Genomic DNA, 18,304 nt, shown 5'->3' with positions numbered 1-18,304 from the left:
CTCCACGCTGTGGCGGCTATGTCACGCTAAACTAAGGGCCATGTATCGCGTCTTTGAAACCCTTGATGAAATGGTCCAAACCGTAGAGCAGGCCTATGGCGTGCCTATGACTCCCAATTGCATGGTGCCGCGCAATGACATGCTCATGCTGCTTGATGAGCTACGTAATGCCCTGCCGGTAGAAATTGACGATGCGCAGGACGTATTGGATAAGCGTGACGAGATTGTGCACGAGGCCACTACCAAGGCTGATGCCATCGTCGGCGAGGCGCAGGCCGATGCCAACGAGATTATGGATACCGCTAACCGCGATTCCGAGGCCATGGTTAATAACGCCCAGGATCGCGCCCACCGTCTCGTAGCCGAGGCAGAGGATGAGGCTCGCCGGGTGACCGACGATGCCCACCGTGAGGCGGAGGATCGCATTGATCGCGCTGAGGCCGAGGCAGAGCGCCTCGTAGCCCAGGGCAATGACTCCTATGATCGCTCCGTGTCCGAGGGCCTGGCGGAGCAGCAGCGCTTGGTGTCTGAGTCCGAGGTAGTGCGCCGCGCCAACGAGGAAGCTCATCGCGTGGTGGATGCCGCCCATGCTGATTCCAACCGCCTGCGCGCTGAGTGCGATGACTATGTGGATGCCAAGCTGGCCGAGTTCGAGGACAGCCTCAACGCCACCCTGCGTGTGGTCTCCCGTGACCGCACCGCTTTGCGACGCGGCGCCGGTGCCGTAGGAAGCGGCCGCTCGAGCGATAACCAGCGCTACGACTACGGCGAGGAGCTCTAGCCCGCAGCCGTCGCTGACTCCCGCGCTTTCGCCCGCGCGGGGCAAGCAACGTAGTCTAGAGTGCATGACATCACCACTGACATTCGATGTAGCACATCTGCTTTCGCCCTCGGCGAATACGGACTATCAATCCACCACCGGCCCCGCGCCTGAGCGCATCGGGTTGGAATTGATTGCTATTGACCAGGGCTCGGAGCTGGCCGTCGACGCCACCCTGGCCCCCTTGGGTGATGCCATCATGGTTGATGCCACCGTCCACGCCACCTTGAGCGGGCAGTGCGCCCGGTGTCTCGAGCCGCTGAGCGTGGAGCAGGACTTCCGTATTTCGCGGGTGTATTCCGAATCCGCCGACTTTATTGATGATGACGCCGCCGATGACGAGGATGCAGCCGAGGAGTTGCAGGATTCTCTCGGCCACATTGATTCCGGCCGCATCGATTTATTGGATGCCCTGACCACTACGGTGGGCCTTGAGCTACCCTTTAGCCCCACGTGCGAGGACTACGGCGACGAGTGCGATTATGATCTCGTGCCTGCCCCAGATGGGGTATCGGGCGAAGAAGAGGAAGACCGCATTGATCCGCGGTGGGCAGGATTGGAGAAGTTTCAGTGAGTCGTCGTAAACAGCGTATTCCCCGCGAAAAGGCATGGGAGCAACGTTTTCACGAGGTCGATCACGCCCCGCTGCTGCAGGCGCTCGGTGTGGAGCTTTCCGATGACAGCCTGAAGCTGGCGCTGACTCACCGCTCTTTTGCCAATGAGCACGAACATTTGCCCAATAATGAGCGGCTCGAGTTTCTTGGCGACGCCGTCCTCGGGCTGTCCGTGGCCACTCGGCTCTATCACAACTATCCGCACAGCCCCGAGTCCGATATCTCGAAGATGCGGGCCTCTATTGTCTCCCGCTATGGCCTGGCGGATATCGCCCGCGAGATCAATCTCGGTCCCCATATTCTCTTGGGCAAGGGCGAGCTGATGACCGATGGTGCCAATAAAGATTCCATCCTGGCCGATACCACCGAGGCGCTGCTGGGTGCTATCTATATCGAGCATGGTTTCGCCGTGGCCGAGCAGGTGGTGCTCACCCTCTTCGGGCGCAAGATTGAAACCGCCCGCAGCACGGGGCTGCACGTGGACTATAAGACGGCGCTGCAAGAACGCGCCGCAGAGAATAAGCGGGAAGCACCGCTGTATCACTGCACTGCAGTGGGGCCGGATCACGAGCGCCACTTCACGGCCTATGCCGTGATCGAGGGCCGCCTCGTGGGTAGGGGAGAAGGTCCCAATAAGAAATCTGCCGAGCAGCAGGCCGCCCGCGAAGCGGTGCCCGCCCTCGAGCACGACTGGGACACCCTGCCGCTTTTCGACGCCGCCAGCGTGGACTAGTACCCCCATGCCGGAACTACCCGAGGTAGAGGTGGTGCGCAGCGGCCTGGCGCCACGATTGGAACAGCGCCGCATCGCAGCGGCCCGCATCCTGCATCCGCGGGCTATCCGCCACAATGAGGACTCGCTGGAGGCGTTCGCCGCCCGGCTGTGTGGCCGCCGGATCGAGGCGGTCTCCCGGCGGGGGAAGTTTATGTGGCTGCGTCTTGATAGCCACCAAGCAGTAGTGGTGCACCTCGGCATGTCGGGGCAGATGCTGCTTAGCACCGATCCCCATGTCCATGACACCCATCCGCACCTGCGGGCCGCCCTGCAGCTGGAGGACGGGCCTGCCGTGTGGTTTGTGGATCAGCGCACCTTTGGCTACTGGCGCCTGGATGAGCTGGTGCCTCTGGGCACGTCGGGGCAGCGCATACCGGCGTCGATAAGCCATATCGCTCGCGATCTGCTCGATCCCGAGGTGTCGCTGCCGCAGGTGGCGGCGGCGTTGAAGCAGCGGGCGCGCCCGATCAAGGCACTGCTGCTGGAACAAACCATCGTCTCCGGTATTGGCAATATTTATGCTGATGAGATGCTGTGGGCGGCAGGGGTTGCGCCGACGCGCTCGGCCCAGCGCATCAGCCTGCAGCGGCTGCGGGCGCTGCTGGAGGCGGGACAGCAGGTGATGCGGCGGGCCCTCGCCCAAGGCGGCACCAGTTTCGATGATCTCTATGTGAACGTCAATGGTGCATCCGGCTATTTCGCGCGATCGCTCAACGCCTATGGGCAAGAGGGGCTACCCTGTGCGCGCTGTGGCACCGAGATAAGAAGAATCACAGTGGTGGGTCGCTCGACCTATTTTTGTGGCCGCTGCCAGCACTAACCGCCTAAGTGAGAAGCATTACGGTAGGAAGAATTCGTGTCCGGCGGTATATTTTTCCTCATGGAATCTTTAACCGCTGCGATTGACTCATTTAATGAGTACTTCTGGTACCTGGTCATCGCCCTTTTGGTCATTGCTGGCGTGTACTTCGGTGTGCGCACCGTGCTCGTCCAGCTCCGGTTCGTGCCGGAGATGTTCAAGTCCATCACCGAAAAGCCCTCCGATATTTCGGAAGGCAAACAGGGCGTCTCCGCGTTTAAGGCCTTCACCATCTCCGCGGCCTCGCGCGTGGGCACCGGCAACGTCGTCGGTGTGGCCATCGCTATCGCCACTGGCGGTCCGGGTGCGGTGTTCTGGATGTGGCTATTTGCGCTGCTCGGCGGTGCCACCGCCTTTGTGGAGTCCACCTTGGCGCAGGTATATAAGGTGCGCGATGAGGATTCTTATCGCGGCGGCCCGGCCTACTACATCACCAAGGCCTTCAAGGCCCGTTGGCTGGCGCTGCTCTATGTCATCGCCATCGTCACCACCTATGGTTTCGTGTTCAATGCGGTGCAGTCCAACTCCATCGCCGCGGCCGTCACCCTGTCCTTCGGTATGGACACCATGGCGGCCAAGATGATCGTCGGCGCCCTCATGGCGGTGGCGACCTACGTGGTGATCTTCGGCGGCATTCGCCGCATCGGTGGCTTCACTCAGGTGGTGGTGCCGGTGATCGCCGTGGCCTATATCCTCATGGGCTTCATCGTGGTGGCGCTGAATATCACCGAGGTGCCCCGCATGCTGGAAAATATCGTGCTCAACGCCTTCGGTATCCGCGAGTTCGCCGGAGCCACCCTCGGCGCAGTCATCATGAGGGGCGTGCAGCGCGGCCTGTTCTCCAACGAAGCCGGTATGGGCTCGGTGCCCAATGCCGCGGCGACCGCGAGTGTCTCTCACCCCGCTAAGCAGGGCCTGATCCAGACCCTGGGCGTGTACTTCGACACCCTCGTGGTGTGTACCATCACCGCCTTCATCATCCTGCTCTCCCGCGGCGACTATGCGGCCAGCGATGGCGGTATCGAGCTCACCCAAACCGCGCTGGCCTCCACCGTCGGCACGTGGGGCATCCACTTCCTCACCGTGGTGATCATCTTCCTGGCCTTCTCCTCGGTGATCGGTAACTACTACTATGGCCAGTCCAATATCGAATTCCTCACCAAGTCGCCGAAGGCGCTTACCATCTACCGCGTCGTGGTGGGCCTGTGCGTCTTCGGTGGCGCGCTGGGTACTGTGCCGCTGGTGTGGTCGCTGGCCGATGTGTTCTCCGGTTTGATGGCCACGATCAACCTGGTGGTCATCATCCCGCTCGGCGGCGTGGCTGTGGCCGTGCTCAAGAACTTCTCCGAGCAGCGAGCCAAGGGCCAGAACCCCGTCTTCCACCGCGACGATGTGCCCGGCCTGCGCGGCTGGGATGGCATGGAATGCTGGGACGGCTCCGATCCGCTGACCCACCGCGAAGAAAAGGCAAAGGATTTCTAATCAATGTGCCCGTCGCAGGATCACTCCTCAGCAGCAGCGGCCGGCAGCGAGCCTGACGCCTCCCACACCGCAGACGCTGCCGGCACGCGGGTCACAGCCTGGGTGCACGGCCACGTCCAAGGCGTCGGTTTTCGCTGGTGGACCCTGCAAAATGCGAAAGAGCTCGGGCTCGCTGGATATGCGAAAAACCTCGTGGACGGGCGGGTCTGCGTGGTGGCCGAAGGCACGGAGACGGCCGTGGCAGAGCTGGTGCAGCGACTGAGTGAGCAGCCCAGTAAGCATCACCGGCCCGGCTCGGTGGAGACGGTGATCCCGCACTACACCGACCCGCGCGGGGCGAGCGGTTTTCACACCCGCTAAAATCTGTGCGGTGATCATCGCACGCTGGCCCTTCCGCGTGCTGCCTATCGGGGTAGTTCGTGGATGGGCAGCCCAGCGCCGCTGCCTAGCGAGGAGCGCGAGCTGGGGCCATGCCGGGAGGAATTCAAGGTGTATTTGAAGTCGCTGACTATGAAGGGCTTTAAGTCCTTCGCCAGCGCCACCACCATGAAGTTCGAGCCCGGCATTTGTGCTGTCGTGGGGCCCAATGGTTCCGGCAAATCCAATGTGGTGGATGCGCTGGCCTGGGTGATGGGGGAGCAGGGCGCGAAAAGCCTGCGCGGCGGCAAGATGGACGATGTCATTTTCGCCGGCGCCGGCGGGCGCAAGCCCCTCGGCCGCGCCGAGGTGACGCTGACGATCGATAACTCCGACGGTGCCCTCGACATCGACTACTCCGAGGTCTCTATCACCCGCCGCATGTTCCGCGATGGCGCCTCCGAATACGAGATCAACGGCTCGCGCGCCCGGTTGATGGATATTCAAGAGCTGCTCAGTGATTCCGGCATCGGCAAAGAGATGCACATTATCGTCGGACAGGGAAAACTGGCCGAGATTCTCGAATCCCGCCCGGAGGAGCGCCGCTCCTATATCGAAGAGGCCGCCGGGGTGCTCAAGCATCGCCGCCGCAAGGAAAAGGCGCAGCGCAAACTGGTCGGGATGCAGTCCAACCTGGATCGCCTGCGCGACCTCACCGAGGAGCTGGGCAAGCAGCTCAGCCCGCTGGCCCGTCAGGCCGAGGCGGCGCAGAAGGCCGCCACGGTGCAGGCGACGGTGCGGCACAACCGGCTGCAACTGGCCGGCGATACCATCACCCGCCTGGACGCCGCCTGCGCCGATGCGGAAGTGCACCACCGCCGCGCTATCGATAGCCACGCCCAGGCACGTGCGGATCTGGAGCAGGTGCAGGCCGCTGCCGCTGAATGGGACGCCGCGGTAGACGAGGTGACCCCGCAGCTTGAGCAGGCCCAGAACCTGTGGTTCGAGCTGTCCTCTCTCGCCGAGCGGGTGGACGCCACTTTACGCATCGCCCGGGAGCGCACCAGCCGTGCCGCCGAGGAGGCCTATCAGGGCCCGGATGCCGCCCAGATACGCGAGAAAGCCGAGCTGGCCGAGGAAGAAGCCTATGAGCTCTCGGAAGACAAAGAGATGGCGGCCGCCCAACTCGAGGAGATCTCCGGCGAGCTGGCCACGGCACGGGAGAACTACGAGCGCGCCGAACGCGAGCACCGTACCCGTATCGCCGCCATCGCCGATCACCAGGCCGGGGTCGCGCGTCTGGTCGAGCGCGTCGATAGCGCGCACAAAGCCATCGCCGCCGCCGAACGGCGCGTCGAGGAACGCGAACAACAGGTGCGCCAGGCTGCCAGCTCCCTCGACGAGTTGAACAAGGAGCTCGCGCAGGCGAAGAAGGCTCTGCAGCACACCACGCTGCAACGCGCCCCCTTGGTGGAGGACTCCCGCCAGGCGCAGGCCGAGGCCCACGCCGCCGAGCAGCGACTCGAGGAGGTCAGCGCCGAGCACCGCGAACTCGACGTGGCCATCTCCCGGCTGGAATCCAAGGTAGAGGTATTAAACCAGCAGCGTCCCCGTGCTGCACTGGCTGCGGATGTCGCCGCAGACTATAGCCAGCTCGCCGAACACGTGCGGGTTGATACCGCCCTCGCCCCGGCAGTGGCGGCGGCACTGGGCTGCCACGCCGAGGCGCTCGTGGGCGAGCTGCCCGATGCCGAGCTGCGGGCCCGGCTCGCCGCCGAGAACACTACCGCCACGGCGTTTATCGCCAGCGGCGAGGCCCATCCTTGGCGCCTTGATGCCGATATCGGCCCGCATCGCTGGCTCTTGGATGAGGTGGAGCTATCCACCGTGGTGTCCTCGGCGCTGACGCGAATGCTGGTGGATGTGGTGATCGTGCCCGATATCGACGCCGGGCGGGCGCTGGTGGAATCCGATCCGCGGCTCCGCGCGGTCACCCCTGCCGGGGCGGTGCTGGGGCATGGCTGGCTCATCACTGATAGCGGCAGTGGCGATGCGGAGGCTGTGGGCTCCACCAGCGTGGAGATCGCCCAGCAGATCAGTGATACCGAGGCCACCTTGGCCACTCTGCTGCGCCGCCGCGAAGATATGGCCGGCACCCTCAGCGGCACCAAGAAGGCCGCCGAGGATGCCCGCGTGAACGTGGCCGCCACCACCGCTGCGCTGCGCGAGTTCGACGCGGTGGATAAAACCAAGGCCGCCGAGGTCGATCGGCTCATCAAGGCCACCGATAATCAGGAGCGGGAGCACACCACCCTCTATGAGCGGCTCGATAGGGCCAGCAAGGAGCTGGAGCAGGCGCGCGAGGAGTATCGCACCGTCTCGGAGCTATTGGCCTCGGCGGAGGATGAGGACAGCCCCGCCGAGGTCTCCAGCGCCGAGAAAGACAACCTGGCTGCGCATGTGGAGCAGCTGCGTTCCATGGACACCGAGGCGCGGCTGCGGCTGGGCCAGCTCGAGCAGCGCGAAAACGCAGCCCTCGGCCGGGCCGCGGCACTGAAATCGCAGGCGATGCAGGCCGAGCAGCAGCGCGCCCGGCACGAGGCGCGGCTGGAAAAGCGCAAGCAGGAGACGCGCCTGGCCGCCGTGGTGGCGGAGCTGAGCGAACAGATGCGCAACAGGGTGGCGGCGGCACGGGAAGCCGTGTCCACCCAGCGCCACGAGCTGGAGCAGCGCAAGGCCTCGGTGGTCAGCAGCGCCCGCCAGGCGCGCGAGGAGCTGTCCGCGGCGACCCACAAAGCCTCGCGCCTCGGCGATGCCCGCCACGAGGCGGAGATGGCGCTGTCCACAGCGCGGGTGCGGCTGGAGGAAAGCGTCGTCAAGCTCAGCGAGCAGACTGGAGTGGATGCTGCGACGCTGCGCAGCGAGCACGCCCCCGGCCCAGGCTTTGATCGCGCCGCCACCACCCGCGAGTTGAAGCAGGCAGAAAAGCAGCTGGCCGCCCTGGGCAAGGTCAATCCCTTGGCCCTTGAGGAGTACAAGGCGCTGGAGGAGCGCTATGACTATCTCAGCTCCCAGCTGGCCGATGTGGAACAGGCCCGGGCGGATCTGGAGGATGTGATCGAATCGGTGGACGATCAGATCCTCACCCTGTTCACCGAGGCATGGCGGGACGTGGAACAGGAATTCCCCACCGTCTTTGCCACCCTCTTTCCCGGGGGCGAAGGACGGCTGCTGCTCACCGACCCCTCCGACATGCTCGGCACCGGCATCGATGTGGAAGCCCGCCCGCCGGGCAAGCGCGTGAAACGACTCTCGCTGCTCTCCGGTGGCGAGAAATCGCTGACCGCGGTGGCACTGCTCGTCGCGATCTTCAAAGCCCGGCCCTCGCCCTTCTACGTCATGGACGAGGTCGAGGCGGCGCTTGACGACGTCAACCTGCGGCGCCTCATCGCACTATTTGAGGATCTCCGCGAAACCTCGCAGCTGATCGTGATCACCCACCAAAAACCCACCATGGACATCGCCAACGTGCTCTACGGAGTGACCATGCGCGGCGATGGCGTCACCCAGGTGCTCTCGCAGCGCATGAGCCCGCACAGCGAGCCCCGCAGCGTCGATCCCGCCGTAGGCGAGCCCACGACCTAGCTGCTACGGGCGCGGCCGCACCGGCAAGTGGGAGTCGTGCTGAACTGGCTTGGTACGTGGACTACGCTAAGACTCTTAGCGCAGGCATGCCACGCGCTGCGTCGAGTACCGCACAGTATGTGATCAAGCAGTAGAAGGGGACCACACCAACTTATGAGCACCGGCGCCGGTAGTAGAACCAACACAGCCGCCGATTCCTCCTCCACGGAATTTCTTCTCGGGTGGGCCTTCCGCACCGAGCTGGAACTCAAGCAGGAGTTCGAACACACCCCCACCTTTCCGCTCCGGGCACTGAGCTCGGATGCCCTTGAGCGCATCGAGCGCTTCTACGGGGCATTTTTATCGCGGCAGCTCGCCGATGGCGCCCAGCTAGAGGAGCTTATGGTCTCCTCGCCGAACCTCGCGCTGGCCACCCTGCTCAACCGCGCCTCCACGATGATTGACGCCGAGAGCTTCTTCATCGAATACCTCTCCGGCATGGCGCTGCCGACCACCGAGGACATGGTGGCCGCCGCCGATAGCGCGGCGCGCCGGGTGATCGCAGCCACCGAGACCACCGTGCCCGAGGGCATGGCGGAGTCTCCGGTGCTGGTGCTTGCCGCCCACGTCGGTGTGACTGCCGCCGAGATCCCCGGGCTGCTCGAGCTGCTCGACGCCCAGGATGGCGAGGTAGACGTGGCCTTTTTGGCGGAGGCGGAGGAGCTTCCTGTCACGGCCGCGGTGGCCCAGGCCGCCCCCGAGCTGCTTGCGGAGGTGCTGCATGCGGTGGAGACCTTCCGCCAGTTCACCGCCTCCCAAGGCGCGACGTGGCGGGTGCGTAGTGACGAGTGGCCAAGCCCCGCCATGGTGCAGCCCGTGGCCGAGCATGTGATCGCCGAGCTGCGCGAGCGCCCGGTGGGCACCGAGGACCGCCAGCATGCCGTGGGCGTGGGCACCCGCGAGCTGCGCCCCCGCATCATGTGGAACGCCGCCCGCCGGAAGGTGTGTTTGCGCCTGCCGGAGCAAAAGGTGGTGAACCAGCCGAATGAGGAGATTCAATGGCGGGTGTCTATCGACGGCACCACCACCGTCTACCGCACCGGCCGCCCCTGGGGCGAGCAGCGCCCCTATTCTCAGGCGCTCGATATCGCGGTGGAGCACCAGACCCGCGAGATCGCCATCCACGATGTCACCACCGAGCTGAACTGGGTGGTGCCGGTGATCGACTCGGAGGATCCCGCCCTGATCTTTACCCCCAAGGGCGCGAATGTCACCGACAAGGCCTCCTTGCACTATCCGGAGCTGTGCGTAGTCTGCCCGAACGATGCCCAGGTGGTGGACGTGGTCACCGGCCGCGACCTGCCGATCATCGACACGGTAGCGGTTGAGGGCTGGGATAAGTGGCAGTGCGTGCGGGTAGATACCTCCGATGCGGCGAGCCTGAAGATCGACCGCGAGGGCGCCGGTGAGCAGAATGTGCGCTGCGTGGATGCCCGCCAGCGCGTGATCTTCCGCGATCCCTCTCCAGCCGCCGCCTGCGTGCGCACCACCAGCGGCCTGCCGGTGCACTCCGAATCGTTGCTGGCGGAGTTCCCGCCCACGGTATCGGGCCAGGCAGAAACCTGGTATCTGACCATCTCGGCCTTTGCCGGTATCGGTGAGGAAGGCATGGAGGTGGCCCCCGCCGAGCCGCTGGAGGTGCCCGCCGAGGGCGGCGTCTTCGATATCTTCGATCCTTCCGCGTGGGAGTCGCCGTGGGTGGGGGAGTACCTCATTCGTTTGCGCGGCCCCCGCAATGAGTCCTTCCGCCACGAGTGCGCCCTGGTGGAGGGGCTGCACACCGACAGCGAGGTGGCCGGTGGTTCCCTGACCTTCCGTATCCCTGCCCAGGGTGGGCTCTCGCCGGCGACGCTGCGCATCAGCCACGGCGAGAAACCTTTTGCTGTGGTGCCCTCTCGGGTGGAGGTGGCCGCCGACGCCGCGGGCGTGGATTTCGCCATCACCACCGAGGAAGGCGATCAGCTGCCGCTGCGCTATACCCCGCCGCGGCTGCTCTTTGAGCTGCCGCTGCAGACCCAACCGGCCTCCTGGCGCACCACCCGCGCCCGCGTCCAGCCCACCGAGTTTGATCCGCAGGGCATGGTGCGCCTGCGCGTGCCCGCCGGCGGTGGGGTGAGCCAGCCGAGTATTTCCGTGCGGAATAACCACGGCACCCCCTTGCGCACCGCGAAGATGACGCGCCTCGATGACTACACCTTCGCTGCGGATATGTCGCGCCTTGTGGGCTCGATGAACGCCATGCCCGCCGGCCGTATGGATCTGGAGTGGGTAGATAAGGCCGTGGATCGGAAGGTCTCCGTCGGCCTTGCCGATATCAACCCTGCTCCCTTGACCTCTGGGGTTGAGCTTGTCGACGATACCCTGCACTGCAGCGATCTGCCGAGCGATCATCGCGTGGGTGCCTGGATCTGGCCGTTGACGGCGCCGTGGGCGCTGGCGAGCACGATCGACGAGATCGACGCCCAGACCCCGCTGCCGGAGGCCTATCGGGGTGCCGGTGACCTAGCCATTCAGCTCTTTTCCTCGGATCCCTATAGCGTGCAGCGTCCCGCGCGCACTCCAGCAGACACGGCAACGACCATCGCCCAGGAGGGCTACTATCGCAGCGGCTCGGCGGGCTTTACTGAGTTCTCCGCGTTTCTTGCCGGCGAGTCCGACTCCGCTCCCGATGATCCCGCGATTATGCCGATGCTCTGGGACTTCCTCGCCTCCGAGGAAAGCGGCGATACCCCGATGCGGCGTGCCATCACTGCGGTGGTGCGTACCCATCCGCAGCAGGCCCTATCAGGGCTGGCCTCCTCGCTGGTGCCCAGTGAGTTGCAGCCGGGTTGTGTGGTCTCCTCTGGCTTGGTGGCCACCCCGATGTCTGGGGCGCAGGAGGGGACCGAGTCCACCGTGGATGCCACGGAGATTCACCGCAATGCGTGGATCGGTGTGCTCAGCACCTTGGCTGGTCTGCCGGAGCTGGCAGCAGCCCTCGAGGAAGAGACCATAAGCCCCGAGACGCGACAGCGGCTGCGGGCCGTGATGAAGCAGCTGGAGGACGCCGCCGGCAAGCGCCTGGTGGAGACGCTGAGCACCGGCCGCGACGCCACCTTGGACACCGCCTGCATTGATCGTTCGACGGTGCAGATCGCGCACATGGATCCAGCCCAGCAGGAGATGCTGCTGGAGATGTTCTTCTCCCAAGCGGAGATCGTGCCGGGGCCGATGATGGCGGATTCCACGCGATTGATGGCGGTATTTGAAACCTTCAAGCACCGCGAGCAGCTCTCTGAGATCTTGGTGCGGCACAAGCTGATCAAGCCTGCCCTGACGCTGATGCGCGGTATCAAGGGCGCGCAGCGCCGACTCTATAACTCGGCGCGCATCCGCTTCGACAAGTTGGATGGCGTGGATACCGACAACCCGCAGGATCTATGGGCGCTGGCACCGGTGGTGTCCATGATTTTCGCTCTCGCGGCGCGTATGCACGCCCACGACATGCTGGGCAAGTCCAAGCTATTGGATGAGGTGGGCCCGGGCTGGGCGGAGATGGCCACCGTGGTGCCGGATCTCGTGACCGGCGATGTGGTCTCGAGCGAGGCGATGGTACTGGCAGAAAAGTACCCGTCGCTGGCGAGCTAGAGATACTAACGTGGACGGGGATATCCCAATACAGACCCACTAGTGAGGATTGACGCTATGAATACCACTTATATTATTGCGGCGGTTGTTGTTGTTCTGCTGCTGCTGATCGCGCTCATTGTGATCGGCTTGAAGCGCAAGCAGGCCAAGACTGTCTCCTTCGAGAAAGAAGAGGAGGAGACCAAGGAGCTCACCCGCGAGGAGAAATCCGGTAACTATCAGGCGCAGGGCGGCTTTAACTTCGCCCCCGCCGCCGGTAGCGGTTCTACCCCAAAGAAGAAGGAGCCCGAGCTTCTCGACGGCCAACGCCTCGATAGCCCGCAACCCTCTACCACCCCGCAGGAGACTCCGCAGCCCGAGCCCACCGCGGCTCCTGAGCAGGAGCCTGTAGCGGAGCCGAGCGAGCCTAGTGCGGCGGAGGAGCAGATTAGCTCCGTCGAGGAGGGCGAGGTTGATCGGGTAGAGCAGGACGCTGTGGCGCAGCCGCCGCGTCCCGCCGAGCCCGAGGCCGAGACTCCGGCCACCGAGCCCGAGGCTCCGACTGATAGCGAAATCCCGGCCGAGCCTGAGGCCCCGGCTGATAGCGCGCCCACGACCGCGGCGGAGCAGATCAGCTCCGTCGAGGACGCCGAGGTCGATCGCGTGGAGGCCGAAAAGGCCACCGAGCAGCCGGCGCCCGCCCCCGTGGAGGACGCCCCGGCTGAGGCGGAGGATCAGGCCCGCAGCGTCAGTGACGGGCCGGCGCCGCTGACCCAGTCCGCCTCGTCCGAGAGCTATGAGCAGCCGGTCGTGCCCGAGGCCGAGACTGCCGCCGAGGACGAGACTCCCGCCGCGGACGATGCTGAGCAGCGATCGGGCGTCGATAAGCCTGCTGTTGCGGCGGCGGAGGAGTCCGATACCGCCGTGGTGGAGCCCGAGCCGGACGAGGTCGAGCGCGAGGACATCGCGCCCGCCGAGGGCCGTTTGGGCAAGCTGCGTGGTCGCTTGTCGCGTTCGCAGAATGTGATCGGCCAGTCTGTGCTGGGTATTCTCTCCGCCGGTGATCTGGATGAGGATGCCTGGGAGGAGATCGAGGACACGCTGATCATGGCGGATCTCGGCTCCACGGCGACGATGAAGATCGTGGATGATTTGCGGGAGAAGATCGCCGCCCGTGGTGTCTCCAGTGAGCAGGAGGCGCGGGCCATGCTGCGCGAGACCCTCATTGAGGCCTGCCAGCCGGAGCTCGATCGCTCCATTCGCGCCATCCCCAATGAGGGCAAGCCGGCCGTGGTGCTGGTGGTGGGTGTCAATGGCACCGGTAAAACCACCACCACCGGCAAGTTGGCGCGCGTGCTGGTGTCTATGGGGCACAACGTGGTGCTGGGTGCCGCCGATACCTTCCGTGCGGCCGCCGCCGACCAGCTGGATACTTGGGGTACCCGGGTGGGCGCGACCACCGTGCGCGGCAAGGAAGGCGCCGATCCGGCATCGGTGGCCTTCGACGCCGTGGCGCAGGGCATTGAGCAGCACGCCGATGTGGTGCTCATCGATACCGCTGGGCGTTTGCACACCTCCCAGGGCCTGATGGATCAGCTGGGCAAGGTCAAGCGCGTCGTAGAGAAGAAGGCCGAGGTGGACGAGGTGCTGCTGGTGCTGGATGCCACCGTGGGCCAGAATGGTCTGATTCAGGCGCGCACCTTCCGCGATGTTGTGGATATCTCCGGTGTGGTTCTTACCAAGCTCGACGGCACCGCCAAGGGTGGTATCGTGTTCCAAGTTCAGGAAGAGCTGGGTGTGCCGGTGAAGCTCGTCGGCTTGGGCGAGGGAGCAGATGATCTTGCGCCCTTCGAGCCGGAAAGTTTCGTCGACGCACTCTTGGGCTAGAGCTACCCCCGCGACCGCATGATTACCGCCTCCTATCTGTGCAGATAGGGGCGGTTTTCCTATGAGGGGGTACCGCTTTCTATAGAGCAATAGAATTTATTTTTCTATTGTCCTATAGTTATTTTTTGTTGGTGATACACACCCGACGATAACGAGACACAGCAGCAAGAAAGGAAGAAAACATGGAGGGAAACGCAAGCTGGATGCTCATGTCCGCTTCCTTGGTGTTGCTCATGACTCCTGCACTCAGCATGTTCTACGGCGGAATGTCCCGCCAGAAGTCCGTGCTGAACACGATGATGATGTCCTTTGGGGCGATGGGGGTGGTCATCCCCATCTTCATTCTTTATGGATGGTCCATGTCCTATGGCGGCAAGGACCTCGCCGGCATTGTGGCCGATCCCTTCACGGACTTCGGCCTGCGCAATGTGATGACCGATGGCGCCGGCGCCTACGTGATGAGTGACGCCGGGTATCCGGCGATTATCGACGTCGCCTTCCAGGTGACCTTCGCCGTGATCTCCGTGGCCCTCATCAGTGGTGCCATCGCGGAGCGCGTGAAGTTCTCCTCCTGGCTGGTCTTTGCTGGCCTGTGGGTCACCTTTGCCTATTTCCCGCTGGCGCACATGGTGTGGGGCGGCGGATTGCTCTCTGAATCCTCCCACTCCATCGCTGGATGGATGTTCGGCACCGAGGGCGAAGACGCTCTCATCGGGCCGGTGGACTTCGCCGGCGGCACCGTGGTGCACATTGCCGCGGGCACTGCGGCGCTGGTGCTGGCCGTGGTGAGCGGACGCCGTCGGGGCTTCCCGCGCCACGTGCACCGCCCGCACAACCTGCCCATGGTGATGATCGGCTCCGGTCTGCTCTGGTTCGGCTGGTGCGGCTTTAACGCCGGCTCCGCCTTTGCTGCCGATGGTCTGGCCGGTCTGGCGTGGATGAATACCGCCGCCGCTGCCGCCGCCGGCATTATGGGCTGGCTGGTGGTGGAGCGTATCCGCGATCACCACATGACCTCCCTCGGTGCGGCCTCGGGCGTGGTGGCAGGCCTGGTGGCTATCACCCCGGCCGCCGGTGCTCTCGATCCCGTGGGCTCCCTCGTTCTCGGCGCCGTCGGCGGTGGACTCGCGGCCTGGGCAGTGAGCTGGAAGTACCGCTTCGGCCTCGATGACACCCTCGATGTGGTGGGTGTGCACCTAGTCGCTGGCCTATGGGGCACCATCGGCCTGGCGCTGCTGGATACGAATATCGGCATCTTCTATGGCGGCGGTGCCGATGGCTTCAAACTGCTGGTGGTGCAGTTCGCAGTGGCACTCGCGGCCATGCTTGTCTCCGCCGCGGTCACCGTGGTCATGGCTCTGATTATTCGCAGCACCATGGGCTGGCGCATTGAAGAAACCGATGAGGAAACCGGAATCGACTACCGCATCCACGGCGAGACCGCCTACGAGACCTCCTCGATGCGCTTCTAGCTCAGTCCCGGTAGGTGGCACCGGAGTCCATCGCGGATCCGGTGCCGCCGACGCAGACTATGAGAAATAACTACACTTTGTAGGTACAACCTATCCACGCGGCCTTGGCGCCGCGTGCACGGCGACGGCGCGGAGCGCATCGACCTCATACGAGGCCCATCGATGACAGCTCGGCGCCAAGACCCGCTACCGCTATCTCCAAGGAGTGACTGTCCCATGAAGCTTGTTACCGCCATCGTTAAGCCTTTTACTCTCAACGACATTAAAGAAGCCCTCTCCCAGATCGGCGTGCTGGGCATGACCGTGACCGAAACCCAGGGCTATGGCCAGCAGAAGGGCCACTCTGAGGTCTACCGCGGCGCCGAGTATGCCATCGACTTCGTGCCGAAGATCAAAATCGAGACCATTGTGGACGATTCCCAGCTCGACGAGGTTCTCGACACCATCGCCAGCGCCGCCCGCACCGGCAAGATCGGCGACGGCAAGATTTGGGTGAGCCCGATCGAGCAGCTCGTGCGCGTGCGTACCGGCGAGCGCGGCTCCGACGCCCTGTAACTTCACGCCGCTCTTTTCTCCAGCCTCCGGGCCCACGTGCATTGGGTACCGGGGGCTGTTTTTATGCTGATGACTATGAAGCTCTCTCATACCGCCGCTGTGTTTCGCAGCGACACCCTCGATTCCGTGCACCAGACGGTAGCCACGGTGCAGGTGCCCCCGGGCTGCGCTCTCGCGGCCACCGGCTCCTTCGCGCGCGGAGAAATGACGCCGCATTCCGATCTCGACCTAGTGCTGCTCATTCCCGATGATTTCGACGGCGATCTCTCCGAGGTGTGGTATCCCATTTGGAACTCGCGCATCGCCCTCGACCACAGCGTGCGCACCACCGCCGACTGCCTCTCGGTGCTGGCCAGCGAACCCAGCGCCAGCCTCGCTTTGCTGGATCTTAGCCATGTCAGCGGCGATGAGGAGCTCACCGCTTTTACCATCCGCGCGGTGCGGCATCGCTGGCGGCAAGTGTTGCCGCGCAAATTCGATCACATCGCCGATGAGGCCATTAAGCGCTGGCGGCGCTCGGGCTCGTGCGTGTCCATGACTCGGCCGGATCTGAAAAACGGTCACGGCGGGCTGCGCGATATCGAGTTGCTGCGCGCGCTCGCCCTCGGCAATCTCGTGGACGCCCCGGATCTTTCCCGCGAGCGCCGGTTGCTTATCGACGCCCGTACGCTGCTGCACACCGCCGCCCATCGGCACCGCGATGTCCTCGACCCCGAGTTCGCCGTGGATGTGGCCGATAAGCTCGGCTTTGCCGATCGCTATGAGCTCTCCAGCGCCATCGCCGAGGCCGCCCACAATGTGGATGTGGCCCTGACCCGGGCTCTCGATAGCGCCCGCGATGTGATCACCCGCGTCCCGCTGACCCGCAGCCGCCGCCAGCCGGTGGACTTAGATGTTTTTGCCCAGGGCGATCACGTCTCCTTAGCGCGCGATACCAACTTCGAGGATCCGGGTCTGCCGCTGCGCGTTGCCGCCGCAGCCGCTCGCTACGGGCTGCGGGTGTCCACGGCCGTGTGGTCCTCGCTGCGCACCTGCCCGCCGCTGCCGGAGCCGTGGCCGAAGCCCTCAGTCGAGGACTTTTTTACCGTTCTCTCCAGCCCCGAGCACACCCTCGAGGTGGTGCGGTCCATGGACCGCTTCGGATTATTCAGCCCGCTCGTGCCGGAGTGGGAGAGAGTGCGGGGTCTCATGCCCAAAGAACCCACGCATATTCACACCATCGACCGTCACTCCATAGCCGTGGTGGAAAACTGCGCCAGCGAAACCATTGCGGCGGCACGCCCAGACTTGCTGCTTCTGGCCGCGCTCTTCCACGACATGGGCAAGCGCTGCGGCCGGCCGCACGCCATCGTGGGCGCGGAGATGGTGGTGGCACAAGCCCAGCGCATGGGTTTCGCCGCGGCCGATGTGGAGGTGCTGCGCACCCTGGTGCTCGAGCACACCACGCTTGCGGAATTGGCCACCACCACGGATGTGAGTAGCGAGGACAGCGTCGATAAGCTGCTGGATGCGGTGCACTACGATCAGCTCATTCTCAACCTTTTGGCGCTGTTGACCAAGGCAGATGCGCGCGGCACCGGGCCGGGGGTATATAGCTCCACGCTGGCCTATGGCATGGACATTCTTGTGCGCAATGCCGAGCGGATGCTCACCTGTGTGGTGCCGCAGCCGCCGCAGATTGAGCAGGTAGACACCATCGAAGTCGTGCGTCGCGGCGCGCACTACCGGATCCTGGCGCGTATTCCGAACCGCGCCCAGCTGATGACGCTGTTGGCCACCGTTCATGCCAGCGGCCTGCGGCTGCGTAAAGCCGGCGTCAATGGCGACTGCGTGGCGCTGAAGGCGCGGCCGCGTTTCGGCACGGAGCTCGACATTCAGCATTTTGTGCAGTCCTATAAGTCGGGAGTGCACACCACCCCGCCGCAGGTGCAGACCTCCATGGTGGCCACCTATTGGTATGGCCGCACCGTGGAGGTGCGAGCGCCCGATGTGCACGGCATCCTCGGCACACTACTGAGCGTGCTGCCCGAGGTGGAGTGGTTGAGCCTGCGCCGGCCCGGTGCAACCTGCGTTGCCCAGTTTTGTCTCGCCGGCGAGTATGACTCCGCGCAGATCGAACGTGACGTGACGCGCTGCCTGCTCAACGGCTAGCATAAATCCGGTATAGGTAATGTATAGCGAGACAAGACGTAC

Annotated in this window: 12 protein-coding genes; all 12 read left to right on the top strand. The window is 64.4% G+C overall.

Annotated elements, in window-relative coordinates:
* Positions 1-40: 40 nt before the first annotated feature.
* The 12 genes from KRX12_RS03740 to KRX12_RS03685 all read left to right on the top strand — a co-directional run bounded on the left by KRX12_RS03740 (position 41) and on the right by KRX12_RS03685 (position 18,262).
* Entirely contained in the window at positions 41-781 is a 741-nt protein-coding gene (locus tag KRX12_RS03740; RefSeq protein ID WP_151528499.1) for a DivIVA domain-containing protein, read from the top strand.
* A gap of 64 nt (positions 782-845) precedes the next feature.
* A complete protein-coding gene (locus tag KRX12_RS03735) occupies positions 846-1,394 on the top strand; it encodes a DUF177 domain-containing protein (RefSeq protein ID WP_218363481.1) in 549 nt (182 codons plus the stop codon).
* On the top strand, positions 1,391-2,167 hold the full coding sequence (gene rnc / locus KRX12_RS03730; RefSeq protein WP_218363480.1) for a ribonuclease III: 777 nt from the start codon (positions 1,391-1,393) through the stop codon (positions 2,165-2,167). Before KRX12_RS03735 ends, rnc begins: the two co-directional genes overlap by 4 nt.
* Before the next feature lie 7 nt (positions 2,168-2,174).
* Entirely contained in the window at positions 2,175-3,029 is an 855-nt protein-coding gene (gene mutM / locus KRX12_RS03725) for a bifunctional DNA-formamidopyrimidine glycosylase/DNA-(apurinic or apyrimidinic site) lyase (protein WP_218365781.1), read from the top strand.
* Positions 3,030-3,089: 60 nt separating this feature from the next.
* Positions 3,090-4,550 carry a sodium:alanine symporter family protein gene (locus tag KRX12_RS03720; RefSeq protein ID WP_218363478.1) on the top strand — a complete coding sequence of 487 codons (1,461 nt, stop codon included), beginning with the start codon at positions 3,090-3,092 and terminating at the stop codon, positions 4,548-4,550.
* Between the two features lie 3 nt (positions 4,551-4,553).
* Positions 4,554-4,910: an acylphosphatase gene (locus KRX12_RS03715; protein ID WP_218363477.1), complete on the top strand. Its 357-nt coding sequence runs from the start codon at positions 4,554-4,556 to the stop codon at positions 4,908-4,910.
* Between the two features lie 129 nt (positions 4,911-5,039).
* Positions 5,040-8,552, top strand: coding sequence for a chromosome segregation protein SMC (gene smc / locus KRX12_RS03710; protein WP_218365916.1), 3,513 nt, complete (start codon positions 5,040-5,042; stop codon positions 8,550-8,552).
* Positions 8,553-8,705: 153 nt separating this feature from the next.
* On the top strand, positions 8,706-12,218 hold the full coding sequence (locus tag KRX12_RS03705; protein ID WP_218365780.1) for a hypothetical protein: 3,513 nt from the start codon (positions 8,706-8,708) through the stop codon (positions 12,216-12,218).
* Positions 12,219-12,275: 57 nt separating this feature from the next.
* A complete protein-coding gene (gene ftsY / locus KRX12_RS03700) occupies positions 12,276-14,084 on the top strand; it encodes a signal recognition particle-docking protein FtsY (protein WP_255550064.1) in 1,809 nt (602 codons plus the stop codon).
* Positions 14,085-14,266: 182 nt separating this feature from the next.
* On the top strand, positions 14,267-15,556 hold the full coding sequence (locus KRX12_RS03695) for an ammonium transporter (RefSeq protein ID WP_218365779.1): 1,290 nt from the start codon (positions 14,267-14,269) through the stop codon (positions 15,554-15,556).
* A gap of 216 nt (positions 15,557-15,772) precedes the next feature.
* Positions 15,773-16,111, top strand: a complete 339-nt coding sequence (locus KRX12_RS03690) for a P-II family nitrogen regulator (RefSeq protein ID WP_151528509.1) — start codon at positions 15,773-15,775, stop codon at positions 16,109-16,111.
* Positions 16,112-16,186: 75 nt separating this feature from the next.
* Entirely contained in the window at positions 16,187-18,262 is a 2,076-nt protein-coding gene (locus KRX12_RS03685; protein ID WP_218365778.1) for a [protein-PII] uridylyltransferase, read from the top strand.
* The last annotated feature ends 42 nt before the right edge of the window (positions 18,263-18,304 follow it).

It is taken from the genome of Corynebacterium sp. TAE3-ERU2 (assembly GCF_019209955.1).
Classification (GTDB): domain Bacteria; phylum Actinomycetota; class Actinomycetes; order Mycobacteriales; family Mycobacteriaceae; genus Corynebacterium; species Corynebacterium megadyptis.
This window is presented reverse-complemented; position numbering and strand designations above follow the sequence as displayed.